Genomic DNA, 15,025 nt, shown 5'->3' on the forward strand with positions numbered 1-15,025 from the left:
AAGCGGCAGCAGGAGTCTTCGGCATGGCCATTGTTTCGCCCGCCGCACCCCCTGGTGTCGGTCGAGGTTATCGCATCGCGTTCCTGATCGCGTTGATTGTCGCCCCGCTGCTTGTGGTGCTGACATCCGGCCTGTTGTTCGCGAGCCTGGTGAGCGTCGCGACCTTGCGGGGCGAGGTGGAGGAGTCCTACCGGACCCGCGAGCAGATCCAGCGGGTGTTCTCGCTGCTGCAGGACGCCGAGACGGGGCAGCGCGGCTTCATCGTCACGGGCCAGGAGAGCTTTCTAGAGCCCTATCACAGTGGGGTGGGCGCGCTGGACGCGCATTTGGCGTCGCTGGACAGCCTTTTGGCGGACGAGCCAGGCCAACTTCAGCGGATGAGGTTGCTGCGGCAGCAGGTCGATCTGCGGCTTAAGCTGCTGGCCGAGGGGATCAAGGCCCGACGCGCTGACGCCGGCTTTGGCGCGCAGTTCGTCGCCAACGGCCGCGGCAAGGCGGCCATGGACGAAATCCGACGGACTGTGGGGGAGATGATCCGCACCGAGTCGTTGCGCCTGGATCAGCGAACGGCGCAGGTTCGGGTCCGATCGCTCCACACGCGCATCATGGCCGGGGTGGTTTCGGTGCTGCTTCTGGCCAGCCTGATGTTGGCGGCGTGGCTGGTCCATCGGCACACCCAGTCGCGGCAGATTCTGATGGAGAGGATCGAACAGGAGCGCGCCCGGCAACTCGGCATCTTCGAGAGCACCATGGACGCCATCGTCACGCTGAACCCCAGCGGCTCGATCGAAACTATCAACCGGGCGGCCGAGACCATGTTCGGCTACGACCGCGAACAGCTGGTGCGGCGGGACGCATCGCTGCTGGTGGACCTCGCGCCCGGAGAAGGGCTGTTCCTTCAGCGGCTCGCCCTCAAGGGGGATCCGGAACTCGGGCTGGCGCGCGAGTACACTGGCCGGCGCAAAGACGGTACGACCTTCCCGGTCGAGATCGCCCTGGGCGCCCTGCGGATGCGCGATGGCGTGCACGTCGTGGCGGCGGTGCGCGACATCACCGAGCGGAAGGAAGCCGAGCGGCTGAAGGACGAGTTTGTCAGCACCGTCAGCCACGAGCTGCGCACGCCGCTGACCTCCATCGCCGGATCGTTGGGGCTGCTGGACGGCGGCGCCGCCGGGCCGCTTCCGGAGAAGTCCGCGCGGCTGGTGCACATCGCCAAAGTGTCCTGCGACCGGCTGGTGCGCCTCATCAACGACCTGTTGGACGTGCAGAAGATCGCCTCCGGACAGGTGCGGTTCGACATGCGGGCCATGGACCTGCGGCAGGCGGCAGGACGGGCCGTGGAAGGCATGTCTGGTTTCGCCGACGAGCGGCAGGTTCGGGTGGCGTTCGCCGCGCCGTCGGAGCCGCTGATGGTCAATGGCGACGCGGACCGGCTGATCCAGGTGCTGAACAACCTGCTGTCCAACGCGATCAAGTTCTCGCCAGCAGGTGGCACGGTGACCCTGAGCCTCGAGCGGGGGCAGCAGGGCGTGACGGCCCGGGTCAGCGACCAGGGCCCGGGCGTGCCGGAAGGCTTCCAGGCCCTGCTGTTCCGCAAGTTCGCCCAGGCGGACGGATCCAGCGTACGCAGCATCGGCGGATCGGGCCTGGGTCTGGCCATCTCCCGCGAGATCGCCGAGCGGCACGGCGGCACGCTGGTGCTGGCGCAGAGCAGCGACGCCGGCGCGACGTTCCAGCTGTCCCTGCCCAGCGCCCAATTGGACGAGGTGGGGGCGGGGCGCATGCGCCTGCTGGTCTGCGAGGACGACGCGGCGCTCGCCAACGTCGTGGCGCGAGGCCTGGAGAAGGACGGCTTCGCCGTGGAGATCGCCCAGTCGGTCGAAGGGGCGGAGAGCGCTCTACGCGCACGGCCTTTCGACGCCCTGTTGCTCGATCTGCACCTGCCCGACGGTGATGGCCTGTCGCTTGCTCGGCGGCTGCGGGCGGACCCGGCGCTGCGTGGCCTGCCCATTGTGGTGATGAGCGGCGACGACGCCGGCAGCATCGCTGGCCTGACGGTGGCGGACTGGATCGGCAAGCCGGTGGACATCGGTCGCCTTCGGGAAGTGGTGGCGGGAGCGCTCGGCGGGCGGCGGCCTCTGACCATCCTGCACGTAGATGACGACCTGGATCTGGCCGAGGTCGTGCGCGTGGCGCTGACCGGAGCCGGCGAGGTGGTCGCGATGGACAGCCTTGGCGCGGCTCGCGCCTGGCTTGAGCGCCGCCGGCCGGACCTGGTGATCCTGGATGTCGGCTTGCCCGATGGATCCGGCCTCGATCTTCTGCCCCTGCTGGGCGAGGAGGGTGGCGCCCCGCCGGTGATCATCTATTCGGGGCAGGAGGTGGACGCCGATGTTGTCGGCAAGGTCGAGGCCGTGCTGACCAAGTCGCGGGTCAGTTTCGACGCCCTGGCGCACACCGTCCGCAGTCTGACCCGCCAACAGGAGCCCTCCGCGTGAGCGCCGCCCGCATCCTCTATGTCGACGACGACGAGTTCATCCGCGAACTCGTGGAGTTCGCTCTGGCGCTCGACCCGGAGCTCGAGGTGCGGACCGCCGACAGCGGACCTGCGGCCATAGCGGCGGTTCGCGACGAGGGCTTTGCGCCCGACCTGCTGCTGCTGGACGTGATGATGCCGCAGATGGACGGTCCCACCACCCTGGGCGAGCTGCGCAAGCTGCCGGTTTGCAAGCAGACCCCGGCGGCGTTCTGCACGGCTCGCGCCCAGCCGCACGAGCAGGCTTCGCTGCGCGAGGCAGGGGCCGTGGCGGTGCTGACGAAGCCTTTCGACCCGATGTCCCTTGCCGGAGAGGTGCGGGCGATCCTGGCCCGCGCTGCGGACGCTGCCTAGGCGGCGGGCAGGATGCCCACTTCGTCAGAGCGCATTCGGTCCAGATGCGGCTCTACGGCTTTCCGGTACCGACCGACGCCGTGAGTGGGCGCTGATCCTGCGCTTTGCTTACGCCGCCGCCCGACTGAAGCCGCGCCGGGTCATAACGCCCCAGCTCTCCTGCTTGCGCAGGAACTGCCAGGCGCCCCAGAGCCGCCAGACGTTGTTGATCTGGCGATAGCCGAAATTCTCGACCACGGCCGCGGCCATGAGGACAGCGAGGCTCTTCACGTCCGGGAAGCGGCGCAGCTCGGTCTCCTCCAGCGCCAGGGCGCCGACGCTGATCACCACGCCGAAGCCGAAGCTGACGGCGAGGAAGGCCCAAAGGAACTCGGTGTTGAGAATTCCCAGCAGCCAGAAGGCCGGGATCAGCACATAGCCGGCGAGTTCCACGAAGGGGCCCAGGACGTCCACCAGCAAGATGTAGCCGAAGCCCACCGAGCCCACCCGGCCGTAGCGCGGGTTGAAGAGCATCCCGAAGTGCTTGGAGAAGGTCTCCAGGGCGCCTCGGTGCCAACGGGCGCGCTGGCGCCCGAGGATCTGCAGGGTCTCCGGCGCTTCGGTCCAGCAGACCGGCTCGGGCACGAAGACCACACGGTAGGGCATGCGCTCGCGCCGGTAGTGGCGGTGGATCTTGACCACCAGCTCCATGTCCTCGCCAACCGTGCCCAAGGTGTAGCCGCCCACCGCCCGGACCGCTTCGCGCCGGAAAAGGCCGAAGGCGCCTGAGATGATCATCAGCGAGCCCATCTCGCTCCAGGCCAGACGCGCCATCAGGAAGGCGCGCAGGTATTCAATGGTCTGCAGCAGGGCCAGGAAGTTGCGCGGCACGCCCACGCGGGAGACGCGGCCGAACCGTATGTCGCAGCCGTTTGCGACGCGCACGGTGCCGCCCACCGCCACCACCCGCTCGGGATCCTCAACAAAGGGACGCACGGCGCGCAGCAAGGCGTCCGGCTCCAGCAGGGAGTCGGCGTCCATGGAGCAGACGATGGGCGCGCGGGCCAGGTTGATCGCAGCGTTCAGGGCGTCGGCCTTGCCGCCGTTCTCCTTGTCGATCACCAGCAGGCGCGGCTGGCGGCGGCTGCCGTAGAGGCCGCGTATGGCGGCGCAGGGGGCGATCGCTTCGTAGCTGCGCTGCACGGGCTCGAGCTCAAAGGTGTCGATCAGCGCCTGGAGGGTGCCGTCGCCGGAGCCGTCGTTGACCACGACCACTTCGAAGCTCGGGTACTGCAGCGCCAGAAGCGAGCGCAGGCTCTCGCCGATGGTCAGCTCTTCGTTATAGGCCGGCACCAGCAGGGCGATGGGCGGTGCGGCCTCCGCGTAGCGGCGCCAGACGAGGCTGGTCTCGGGAAGCCCGCGTTGCCGGCGCAGCGCGCGCGAGGCGACCAGCAGCTGCCAAATGTGGAAGCTGTTCTGGGCGAAGCCCGCCAGGATCACGAACCCGGCGATCAGCGCCGAGAACCTTGCGGCGGCGAGGGCGAGGTCATGCAAGGTCATGAGGGCAGCCCCTGTTCGGCCAGCGCGAGGGATGCTGCGCGGCTCGCCACGTCCGACGCTTCGCGGGCGGCGTGTTGGAGGCGCTGCAGGCCGGGCGCGCCAAGCTTGCGAAGCGCGGCGGCGGCCTGGAAGCGCACACGCCAAACGGCGTCCTCCAGACCTGCGCAAAGATCGTCCGCCAGGCCGTCCAGGCCTGCGTCGCCAACGGCTTCGGCGGCGGCTGCGCGCACTTGGGAGTCGGGATCCTGGAGCGCGCGGGCGAGGTGAGGCCGGGCAGCGGGATGCTTGAGCCGGCCCAGGGCCTGCACGGCGGCGGCGCGGACCTCCGCGTCCGGTGCGCCCACGTGGGCGGCCAGGATGTCGAGCGCGGCGTAGTCACCCGCCGAGCCCAGCGCATCCAGCACCAGGACCCGCAGGGTGCTCGGCAGCAGGTCGTCTTCCAGGGCGGAGATGGCTTCGCCGGGTTCGGCGGCGACGCGATCGCGCAGGAAGTCGCCCGACAGCCCGGAAAGGGGCAGGGCGCCGACCTTGAGGTCGGCCAGGACGCGGCCGAGCGGCACGTGGCCGCCGGCTTCGGCGATGGACTTCAGGGCGGCGAGACGCAGCTGAGGCGCGCCGCTGGAGACCACCTGTCGCAGGGCGGCTTCGGTCTCCGGGCTTGGAAAGGCCGCCAAGGCCTCGATGCAGGCGCGACGGCCCGCGGCCGAACCGCGGGTCAGCCGCCGACGCAGGGTGGCCGGCACGCCGAGGCTGTCGAACGCTGCGAGCACCAGCGTGCGGTCGGCGCCGCGCACCAGGCTTAAGAACTCCAGCAGGCACTCCGACATCAGCCGCGCGCGGCCGGCGAAGGGGCCAAGATCGCGTTGAAGGTCGCACTTGCCGAGCAGAAGGGCGATCAGCGCCTGCTCCACCGACTTGCGGGCGGCCGCCCGACGCGCGGCGCGGCGGTCGTGCCAAAGGCGCATGGCCAGCAGCACGCTCATCCAGGACAGCGCGGCGAAGGTCATGCCCAGCGCCAGCAGCCAGATGAGGGTGAGCAGGGCCATCAGAAGCGACGCGAGACCGCGAGCGTGAGCTCGTCGCGGTCATAGGCCGGCCGCATCTCGTGGGCGCCGCCGATCCGCACCACCGCAGAGCCAAAGTCGTACTGCAGCCCGGCGGAGACCGCCTGCAACGGCGTCGTCACACCCTGCGTGGACTCCGGCGCGTCGGCCCAGCCGAGGGAGGCGCGCAGGCGAGGGGCGACCTGCCAGCCCAGGCCCAGGGCATAGCCGTCGCGGTACTCGTCCTGCTCGTCGAGGACGTTGATCCAGCGGGCCTGAAGGGTGAAGCCTTCGCCGCGTGCCAGGGTCGCCACGGGGTGCAGCGAACGCACGTCGCCCACCGGATAGCGCGCCCAGGAGCCGTCCAGACCCAGCTGAACCGTCCAGCCTTCGCTGATCGACCAACGCTTGCCGGCAAGGCCGGCGCGGACGGCGATCTCGGGTCGGAAGTCGGCGTCCGGCGCGCCGCCCAGCGCCAGGTATCCCAACCGGTTGGCCGCGAAGCCTTCGACATAGAGGTCGGTCCGGCCGAACTGGCGCACGTACTCGGTGCTGCCGCCTAGGGTCACGCCGCTGGTCAGGCGTCGGCTGAGAGCGAGCGTCGCCAAGGTGCTGTCCGGAAGCGGGCCGGAAACGCGGGCGCGACTGACGGAAGCGTCGAAGCGCCAGGGCATTTCACCCTCCCGCAGGGCCGCAGCGATCTGGTCGCGCAGTTGGACGGCGTCGGGGGTGGGAGCTTGCGCCTGAAGGGCGGGCTGCAGCCTGCGCTCGGCCTCGGCGGCGTCGCCCCGGAACAGAGCGATCCGGGCGCGGGCGATCTGGACGTCGGTGTAGGACGGGGCGAGGGCGAGGGCGCGGTCCAGGGCGGCGTCCGCCTTGTCAAAGCGCTTAGCCGCGGCATACGCCAGCCCGAGATTGAGCCAGATGTCCGCGTCCTGCGGCTGAGCCGAGGCGGCGCGTTCCAGGGCTTCGGCGGCTTCGGCGGAGCGTCCGGCCAGCCGCAGCTCGCGGCCGCGGGCGAAATCGTCGACAGGCGCCTGGGCCAGGGCGACGGCGGGCGCGAGGGAGAGGAGCCCCGCGGCGGCGACAAGCGGCATCCTGGACATGTCTAGGCCTGAGCCGCCGGCGCCAGTCTCTGCAGCCTCGCCACCAGTTCGTCGGGATTGAACGGCTTGGCGAGGTAGTCGGCCGCCCCGAGGCGCAGGGCGCTGACCACGTCCTCGTCGCCCTTCAGCGCGGTGAGCATGACCACGACAATGTCGCTCGATGCCGGATCGTCCTTGAGCCGGCGCAGGGCCTCGAAGCCGTCCATCACCGGCATCATGGCGTCGAGCACCAGGATGTCTGGCCGCTCGACCTGCACCTGCTCAAGGGCGGCGCGGCCGTCCTCCACGCTGCGCACGGCGTACCCGGCGGCGGAGAGCTTGTGCTGGAGGATCTCCCTCAGAAGGGGATCGTCGTCGGCGATCAGAACCTGGGACTGGGGCATGCGACGCACCGGAAGCGAGACTCAGAAAGGACGGGACGGTCGCCCATCGCCTCGCGCCATACCACGACGCCTAGGTGGTGCGAGCAGACCTATGGTCGCGCCTAACGAGGCAAGGCTTGAGTGTGGCGTCGGCGCCATCGGCCTGCCGGCTGGACGCCAAGGAGCCGGACGTCCAAGAATGGCCGCGCTCTGCAAGAGGGCGCTGGGAGGAATTCGAGTGCAAACCATGTTTCGCGCCGCGCGCAGGTTCGGTCTGGCGTTGGCGGCCGCCGCGGCGTGCGCGTCCGTCTCAGTGGCGCAGCCTGTGGCCCAGCCGGCGCCCACGCCCGTGCTGGTTGCGGCCGACCTGCGGGACGGCGTGGACCTGAACGGCGCCTGGAACTACTCAATCGACCCGTTCCGCGACGGTCTGGCCGGCTTCCACGGCGAGGAGGCGGGCAAAGGGCACCGGCGCTATGACGAGACCGACGTGGCGGCGGCCGAGAAGGCCGACCCGCAGGCGCTCTACGAATATGACATGCGCCGCTCGCCCGTGGCCTATCTGCCCTCGTCCTGGATCACCCAGGATCCGACCCTGCGGCATTACGAAGGCCTGATCTGGTACCAGCGGACCTTCACGGCGCACTTGAAGCCTGGGCAACGGGCATTCCTGCGCTTCGGCGCGGTGGACTACACGGCCCATGTCTATGTGAACGGCAAGGCGGTGGGACGGCATGAGGGCGGCTTCACGCCGTTCGCCTTCGAGGTCACCGGCCTGCTGCGGGACGGCGAGAACCAGGTGACGGTGGGCGCGGATTCGCAGCGCAATGCCGACAGCGTGCCGCCGCCGGTCACCGACTGGGAGAACTACGGCGGCATCACGCGCGCGGTGAAGCTGGTGGTGACACCGGCCACCTTTGTGGACGACGCCTGGGTGCGTCTGACGCGGGACGGCCACATCGCCGCGAGCGTGAAGCTGGACGGGCCAGGGGCGGCGAACGCGCCGGTGCGGGTCCGTGTGGCGGGCGCGAACCTGACGATCAGCGGCCAGACGGACGCCAGCGGAGCGTGGACCGGATCCATCCCCCGGCCCCGCGGCCTGCGCCTCTGGAGCCCCGAGAGCCCGACGCTGTACGACGTGACGGTGGAGGCGGGCGGCGACGTCCTGCGCGACCGCATCGGCTTCCGCACCATCGAGGTCCGGGGCGAGGACATCCTGCTGAACGGCAAGTCGGTGTTCCTGCGCGGCATCAGCCTGCACGAGGAGGAGATCGGCAAGGAGCCGACGCGCGCCATCACGCCGGCCTCCGCGCGAGCGCTGCTGAGCGAGGCCAAGGTCGGCCTGAACGGCAACTTCGTGCGGCTGGCGCACTACCCCCACAGCGAGGTCATGACCCGCGCCGCGGACGAGATGGGGCTGTTGGTCTGGAGCGAAATCCCCGTCTACTGGCGCGTCGCCTTCTCCAATCCGCAGACCCTGGCCAACGCCCGCAAGATGCTGGCCGAGAACATCGTCCGGGACCGCAACCGCGCCTCGATCATCCTGTGGAGCGTGGCCAACGAGACCCCGATCAGCGAGCCGCGGACGGCGTTCCTGTCGACCCTGGTGGACGACGTGCGCGCGCTGGACGACAGCCGGCTGGTGACCGCGGCCCTGCTGGCGGACCGCACGGAGCGGGATGGCCATCCCGAGCAGGTGATCAACGATCCCCTGGCGCCCAAGCTCGATGTCATGGCGATCAACACCTACAACGGCTGGTACTCGGGCGATGCGCTGTCAGCGGTGCCGGCGATCACCTGGCGCTCGGACTACCGAAAGCCGCTGATCTTCTCCGAACTGGGCGCGGACGCCCAGGTGGGCTTCCATGACGAGAACGGGCGCAAGTTCTCGGAGGAGTTCCAGGCCGAGTACTTCCGGGCGACCCTGGCCATGGCTGACAAGGTCAGCTTCCTGCGCGGCATGTCGCCTTGGATCCTGAAGGATTTCCGCTCGCCCCGGCGCCAGCACCCGGTTCACCAGCAGGGCTGGAACCGCAAGGGGCTGATCAGCGAGACTGGGCAGCGCAAGCAGGCGTTCCAGGTGCTCGCCGACCACTACCGCAAGCTGGCGGAGAAGGCCGGCCGTTAAAGCCGGCGCTTCAGGTCGTAGACTTCCGAGCCGGCTAGCAGGAAGGCGCCCACGCCGAACAGCTGGGTGTCGTCCGGCAGGACGTGGTCGGGCGCTTCCCCGACCTGCTGCACCCAACCCAGGCGGCCGTCCGGACGGACGGCGCGGGCGAGGGCGGCCCAGCCCCGCTCCACCGCGGGGCGGTAGCTGGCGTCCAGCAAACCGCTGTTCAGGCCGAAGGCCAGGCCATAGGTGAAAAAGCCCGTGCCGCTGGTCTCGGGCGTGGCGCCGGGGCCGCCTTCCAGCGAGACGGGCCAGTAGCCCTCCGAGCCCTGGAGCTGAATCACCCGGTCTGACATCTGCCGGAACTGCGCCTCATAGCGCGGCCGGGAGGGGTGGTTCTTGGGCAGGGACTTCAGCATCGCCACGAGGCCTGCGTAGGACCAGCCGTTGCCGCGGCTCCAGAAGATCTTCTCGCCCTTGGGGCCCCGCTGCCCGATGAAGCGGCTGTCACGGTAGTAGAGGTGCGAGGCCGGGTCGTAGAGCAGGGCGCTGACCGCCTGCCATTCGGCGTCGGCGTAGGCGAGGTACTTGGGATCGCCGGTGAGGCGGGTCATCTCGGCCCACAGCGGCGGGGCCATGAACAAGGCGTCGGACCAGCACCACCGATCTGAGCAAGCCGCGCCGGGCGAGCCGCCGGCGGCGAAATCCAGGGTGGTCCGGGGCGGCGCCGCCAAGACGCGGTCGAGACGGGCGCGCACCACCGGCAGAGCCTCCTTTTGGCCGGCGTTTTCGGCGGCCCAGAGCCAGGCGCGTCCGATGACGTGGTCATCGGCGTGGTAGGTGCGAGGGCCCAGGTCCCATCCCTCGGCTCGGCCTTTGGCCACAAGCGCCTCCCGAAAGCGGGGGTCAGGGGAGCGGGCGGCCAACTGAGCTAACCCGACGTAGAAGGCGCCCTGGATCCAGCCGCGGGGCTCTTCGGTGTGGTCGCGGAAGGTGCGGACGTAGCCGAAATCCGAGAGGTGGGCGATCTGCCAGGCGCCGACCCGCTCCATGGCCGTCAGCACGGTCGCAGCGTCAGCCTGGGCCCTTGCGGGCTGAGCCTGGGCGGGGGGTGAGGACAGAGGGGTCGTGATCGCAGCCGCCGCCAGCAGCAACGCCGCCCCACTCTTGCGCCAGCTCGCCATGCCGTCCTCCCTGTGTGTTCGTTGGACGCCAAGTCATGCTAAGCCGGCCAGGGCGGTCAAGCCGCCCGTGGGAGGGCTCATGCTTCGACATCCTTCGGCGCTGGCGCTGGCCGCCTCTTTGCTCGTCGCGGGCGTGGCCCAGGCGCAGACGCAAGTCGACCTCGTCGCGGAAAACACCGAACCGGTGGCGCGTAAAGACGCCCTGATCGAGGCGCCGGCGAGCCTGCTGACGCGGGTGGATCGGCGGAACCTGGCGTGGACCGCAGCCGTCGATGGCCGGCCCGCGCCGGCGCAGGCGATCGACCGCAATGGGGACGGCTTCATCGAGGCGGTGGTGCTGGTGGCCGACTTCCGCCCCAACCAGCGCCGACGGATCACGCTGCGGCCAGGAGCCGCCGAGACGAGCTCCCGCGTGCAGGCGGTGCTGAACGTCCAGGCGGGCGCGACCAAGACAGGCGAGACCTTCCAGGGCGGGCGGTTCGAGCCGGCCGCGCGGCTGGACGTGCCGGCCGAGCACACTGTGCATGACAACCTGATCGCCATGGAGGGGCCGGCCTGGGAGTCCGACAAGGTCGGCTATCGGCTCTATCTGGACGGGCGCAACGTCACGGATGTCTACGGCAAGAAGCAGCCTGAGCTGGTGCTGCACCGGATTGGGCTCGGCCAGGATGACTACCACGCCGAGGCGGCGTGGGGGATGGACGTGCTGAAGGTGGGCGAGGCGCTGGGCGTCGGCGGCCTGGGCGTGGTGCGGGGCGCCATGGCCGAGCAGATCGGCCAGGTTGATTCCATCAGCGCGGCGGTGGAAGCGAACGGGCCAGTGATCGCCGCGGTCCGCGTGGACGACCGCGGCGTGCGCGTAGGCGATGGGCGGACGGACCTGACCGCGCGCTACGAGATCACCGCTGGCAGTCGGTTGACGTGGGTGCGCGCACGAGCGGGCGCCGACGCGCCGCTGGCCGCGGGACTGGTGAAGCATCCCGGCGTGACGGTGCTGCAGTCCGCCAGCGGGGGCGACTGGGCCTACCTGGCCAGCTGGGGGCCGCAGGCGGAGAACCGGGACGATCTGGGCTTAGCGTTGTTCTACCGCGTGGACGAAGCCAAGCCCGCGGACGATGGACGCAGCCTCTATGTGCGGTTCGGCGAGCCGCAGAACGTCCGCTACGCCTTTGCGGCGGTTTGGACCAAGGATGGGGACATCCACGACCTCGCGGCGTTCCGCGCGGAACTCGACCGCACCCTGGCCGAGCTGGAGCATCCGATCCGCGTCGCGCCCCTGCGCTGAAGGGAACGTTCCTGCAGGCCTGACCGTTGGACGCAGGTCCAAGGCCGCGCTTGCTGGCCGGGGCGTTTCCGCGCGCCAGGGGGTTTGCACGTGTCCCAGTCCGACCGCACCGTTTCGGTGATCATCGCCGCCAAGAACGCCGGGCGGACCATCGCCCGCGCGGTGAGTTCGGCGCTGGCGCAGCCCGAAGCGGCGCAGGTGATCCTGATCGACGACGGCTCCAGCGATGACACGGTGGCGCGCGCCCAGGAGGCTGCGGCGGGGTCCGACCGCCTGCTGATACGCTCCATGGCGGTCAACGTCGGCCCCTCGGCGGCGCGCAACAAGGCGCTGGAGTCGGCCACATCGTCCTGGGTGTGCCCGTTGGACGGCGACGACTATTTCGAGGTCGGGCGCCTCGGAAAGCTGCTGGACCAGTCCGACGGATGCGACTTCGTCGCGGACGACATCTCGATGATCTACGCCGATCGGCCGGAAGAGCCGATGCGGCGGCTGATCGGAGAGCGTGAGCCGCTGCCGATGACGCTGAGCTTCGCCCGGTTCGCCGAGGGCAACATCAGCCAGCCGGGAATGCCCCGCCGCGAGCTGGGTTTCCTGAAGCCGATCATGCGCCGCAGCTTCATCGACGCCATGGGTCTGCGCTACGACGAGACGGTCCGGTTGGGCGAGGACTACGTGTTCTATGCCACCGCGCTGGCCAACGGAGCGGTGTTCAAGGTGCTGGAGCCTTGCGGCTATGTGGCGGTGGAGCGGAGCGACTCCTTGAGCGCCACGCACACCACCCGCGACCTGCAGGCGCTCCTGAAGGCCTGCACGAGCCTCGCGTCCGCAGAGCGGCTGTCGGAGGAAGACCGACGCGCGGCCCGGCGGCATCTGGCGCAGGTGCGGGCCAAGACCCGCCTGCGCGAAGTGCTCGATGCGCGGCGTGAAGGCGGCATCGTTCGAGGGCTGAAAGCCATCGTCGAGCGGGCTGCGGACGCCCCCTACATCGTCAGCCAGATCCTGGCCGACAAGCGCGCAGCGGCGGCCAAAGCGACGGCCTGACGCCGCCTTCAAGCTTTATGGTCAAGTTTTACGGAAGCTGTGCAACGGCTTCGCTTTGCCGACGTTAACGAGCTCGACTGTGAAATGTGGCGTCGGTGTGGCTTTCCGGCGCCCACGGGAGGGCGCTTATGAACCAGCAAATCCACGACATCATCCTTGCGCACGCCGGTCTGCCGGCAGGTGTCGAGATCACCGATGAGACCGACCTGTACCGGGCCGGCATGAAGTCGTTCGCTTCGGTCCAGCTGATGCTGGCGCTGGAAGAAGCTTTCGACATTGAGTTCCCGGAAGAGATGCTGAACCGGGCCACCTTCCGCAGCGCATCGGCTATCGAGCGCGCGGTCTCGCAAATCTCTTCCGCTACGTTAGTCGCATGAAGCCGGCCGGCGCTGTCGCCGGTGCAAGCCTGGCCGAGCGGGTGCGGGCGGCTGCGGAGATCGCGGCTGAACACGCCGAAGCCGTAGACCGCGAGGGCCGCTTCCCGCATGAGGCGGTCGACGCCATGCGCGCTGGGCGCCTGCTGGCCCTGTCGGCGCCTGCCGAAGTGGGCGGCGAGGGTGCAAGCCTGGCCGACATCGCCGGCATCTGCACCACCCTGGGCGGGGCCTGCGCCTCGGCCGGCATGGTGTTCGCCATGCACCACATCAGCCTGGTCAACCTGCTGGACTGTGGGATGGAGAGCGCCTGGCATCGGGAGTTCCTGACCCGTGCGGCGAGCGAGCAACTGCTGTTCGCATCCTCCACCACCGAAGCCGGCGTCGGCGGCGACCTTCGCCAGTCGATCTGTGCTGTGGAAGCGGACGGCGAGCGGTTCAACCTGGCCAAGAACGCGCCGGTGATCTCCTACGGCGAGGAGGCGGACGCCATCTTCGCCACGGCCCGCCGCGATCCGGACGCGCCCTCGTCAGACCAGGTGCTTTGCGTCCTCCTGAAGGACCAAATGGAGATCGAGCGGGTCTCCACCTGGGACGCGCTGGGCATGCGGGGCACCTGCAGCCATGGCTTCCGCTACAAGGCCAACGCCCCGCAGGAGCAGATCCTGCCGCGGCCGTTCGCCGACATCGCCGCAGAGTCCATGGTGGCGGCCTCGCACCTGCTGTGGAGCAGCGTGTGGTGTGGCATCGCAAGCGACGCCCTGGCTAAGGCCCAGGCGTTCGTCACGGCCGAAGCGCGCAAGAACCCTGCCGTGACGCCGCCCGGCGCGCCCAAGCTCGCCGAGACCTACACGCGGCTGCGGTTGATCGAGGCGGCGATCCGCGACGGGCTCGCCCGCTGGGACGTCATGCGCGCCAACCCGGACGCGGGGCCCACCATGGGCTTCGCCTTGGCCATGAACGCGCTGAAGGTCTCTGTCTCCACCGAAGCCCTGCGCGTGGTGGACGAGGCGCTGATGATCTGCGGGCTGCAAGCCTACAAGAACTCCGGCCCCTACAGCCTGGGCCGGCACCTTCGCGACATCCATTCCGCCCGCCTGATGATCGGCAACGACCGCATCCTGGCCGGCGCCGGCCAACTGCTGCTCGTGCAGCGCACCGCCCAAACTCGGAGATCCTGACATGGACGCCAGCGTCACCCTTCTGGATCAATTGATCGCCGAAGGCCTTCTGATCCGCACCGGCGTGGAAGGCCTCTACGGCCGCAGCGGCGTCTTCGAGGACGTGATCGTCCGCTTTGAGGCCTTGGTCAGCCGCGTCGGCGGCGCGGACGGGGCGGAGGTGATCCGCTTTCCGCCAGCCATGACCCGCCGGCAGCTCGAAACGTCCGGCTATATGAAGAGCTTCCCGCAGCTGGCCGGCACGGTGCACAGCTTCTGCGGCGGCGACCATGACCACATGGACCTCTTGGCGACGCTCGACGAGGGCGGCGACTGGACCCAGAAGCAGGAAGCGACCGACATCGCCCTGACGCCCGCCGCCTGTTACCCGCTCTATCCAATGGTGGCGGCTCAGGGGCCTCTGCCGCCGGGCGGGCGGCTGTTCGACGTTCAGTCCTATTGCTTCCGGCACGAGCCGAGCGCCGATCCGGCCCGCATGCAGCTGTTCCGGATGCGCGAGTACGTTCGCGCCGGCACCGCCGAGGAGGTGCAGGCCTTCCGCCAGCGCTGGATCGAGCGGGCGGAGGAGATGATCGCCTCGCTGGACCTGCCGTACGAAGTGGTGCCCGCCAACGATCCCTTCTTCGGCCGGGCCGGCCGCATGATGAAGGTGAACCAGCGCGAGCAGGGGCTGAAGCTGGAGATGGTGATCCCCGTCGCCAACGCTCAGCCGACGGCTTGCCTGAGCTTCAACTACCACCAGGACCACTTCGCCCACACCTGGGGCGTGCGGCTGGCGGACGGCGGCCCGGCGCACACGTCGTGCGTGGGCTTCGGCCTGGAGCGCATCGCCCTGGCGCTGTTCCGCCACCATGGCCTCGACCCGGCGGCCTGGCCGGACAACGTGCGCCGCGTCCTCTGGGGCTGA

General features: G+C 69.7%; 13 protein-coding genes. 8 read left to right on the plus strand and 5 right to left on the minus strand.

The genetic code is table 11. The features are described from left to right. Positions 1-23 precede the first annotated feature (23 nt). Together DJ018_RS10035 and DJ018_RS10040 are read left to right on the plus strand one after the other, a co-directional pair. A complete protein-coding gene (locus tag DJ018_RS10035) occupies positions 24-2,498 on the plus strand; it encodes a CHASE3 domain-containing protein (RefSeq protein ID WP_111514830.1) in 2,475 nt (824 codons plus the stop codon). Next, positions 2,495-2,890: a response regulator gene (locus tag DJ018_RS10040; RefSeq protein ID WP_111514831.1), complete on the plus strand. Its 396-nt coding sequence runs from the start codon at positions 2,495-2,497 to the stop codon at positions 2,888-2,890. The genes DJ018_RS10035 and DJ018_RS10040 overlap by 4 nt, the downstream gene beginning before the upstream one ends. Before the next feature lie 108 nt (positions 2,891-2,998). On the opposite strand, the gene DJ018_RS10045 is transcribed toward DJ018_RS10040, so the two are convergent. Genes DJ018_RS10045 through DJ018_RS10060 form a run of 4 tightly spaced genes read right to left on the minus strand, consistent with a single transcriptional unit; the run spans position 2,999 to position 6,961 of the window. Then, positions 2,999-4,429 carry a glycosyltransferase family 2 protein gene (locus tag DJ018_RS10045; protein ID WP_111514832.1) on the minus strand — a complete coding sequence of 477 codons (1,431 nt, stop codon included), beginning with the start codon at positions 4,427-4,429 and terminating at the stop codon, positions 2,999-3,001. After that, a complete protein-coding gene (locus DJ018_RS10050; RefSeq protein WP_111514833.1) occupies positions 4,426-5,475 on the minus strand; it encodes a HEAT repeat domain-containing protein in 1,050 nt (349 codons plus the stop codon). The genes DJ018_RS10045 and DJ018_RS10050 overlap by 4 nt, the downstream gene beginning before the upstream one ends. Beyond that, positions 5,475-6,578 (minus strand): YaiO family outer membrane beta-barrel protein, encoded by a 1,104-nt coding sequence (locus tag DJ018_RS10055; protein ID WP_111514834.1) that lies wholly within the window; start codon positions 6,576-6,578, stop codon positions 5,475-5,477. The genes DJ018_RS10050 and DJ018_RS10055 overlap by 1 nt, the downstream gene beginning before the upstream one ends. Before the next feature lie 2 nt (positions 6,579-6,580). Continuing rightward, positions 6,581-6,961: a response regulator transcription factor gene (locus DJ018_RS10060; RefSeq protein WP_111514835.1), complete on the minus strand. Its 381-nt coding sequence runs from the start codon at positions 6,959-6,961 to the stop codon at positions 6,581-6,583. Positions 6,962-7,187: 226 nt separating this feature from the next. Between DJ018_RS10060 and DJ018_RS10065 the strand changes: the two genes are divergently transcribed. Continuing rightward, positions 7,188-9,068, plus strand: a complete 1,881-nt coding sequence (locus DJ018_RS10065; RefSeq protein WP_111515281.1) for a glycoside hydrolase family 2 protein — start codon at positions 7,188-7,190, stop codon at positions 9,066-9,068. On the opposite strand, the gene DJ018_RS10070 is transcribed toward DJ018_RS10065, so the two are convergent. Beyond that, positions 9,065-10,234, minus strand: coding sequence for a glycoside hydrolase family 88/105 protein (locus DJ018_RS10070; protein ID WP_111514836.1), 1,170 nt, complete (start codon positions 10,232-10,234; stop codon positions 9,065-9,067). The two genes, DJ018_RS10065 and DJ018_RS10070, sit on opposite strands and share 4 nt — an antisense overlap. A gap of 79 nt (positions 10,235-10,313) precedes the next feature. Here DJ018_RS10070 and DJ018_RS10075 point away from each other — a divergent pair, with 79 nt between their 5' ends. From DJ018_RS10075 to DJ018_RS10095, 5 genes are all read left to right on the plus strand, one after another. Further along, positions 10,314-11,519, plus strand: coding sequence for a DUF4861 family protein (locus tag DJ018_RS10075; RefSeq protein WP_165842867.1), 1,206 nt, complete (start codon positions 10,314-10,316; stop codon positions 11,517-11,519). A gap of 90 nt (positions 11,520-11,609) precedes the next feature. Next, positions 11,610-12,563 carry a glycosyltransferase family 2 protein gene (locus DJ018_RS10080; RefSeq protein ID WP_165842868.1) on the plus strand — a complete coding sequence of 318 codons (954 nt, stop codon included), beginning with the start codon at positions 11,610-11,612 and terminating at the stop codon, positions 12,561-12,563. 128 nt (positions 12,564-12,691) lie between these two features. After that, complete coding sequence (locus DJ018_RS10085) at positions 12,692-12,940, plus strand: acyl carrier protein (protein ID WP_111514839.1); 249 nt, start codon at positions 12,692-12,694, stop codon at positions 12,938-12,940. Then, positions 12,937-14,118: an acyl-CoA dehydrogenase family protein gene (locus DJ018_RS10090; protein WP_111514840.1), complete on the plus strand. Its 1,182-nt coding sequence runs from the start codon at positions 12,937-12,939 to the stop codon at positions 14,116-14,118. The genes DJ018_RS10085 and DJ018_RS10090 overlap by 4 nt, the downstream gene beginning before the upstream one ends. 1 nt (position 14,119) lies before the next feature. Continuing rightward, positions 14,120-15,025: an amino acid--[acyl-carrier-protein] ligase gene (locus DJ018_RS10095; protein ID WP_111514841.1), complete on the plus strand. Its 906-nt coding sequence runs from the start codon at positions 14,120-14,122 to the stop codon at positions 15,023-15,025.

It is taken from the genome of Phenylobacterium deserti (assembly GCF_003254705.1).
Classification (GTDB): domain Bacteria; phylum Pseudomonadota; class Alphaproteobacteria; order Caulobacterales; family Caulobacteraceae; genus Phenylobacterium; species Phenylobacterium deserti.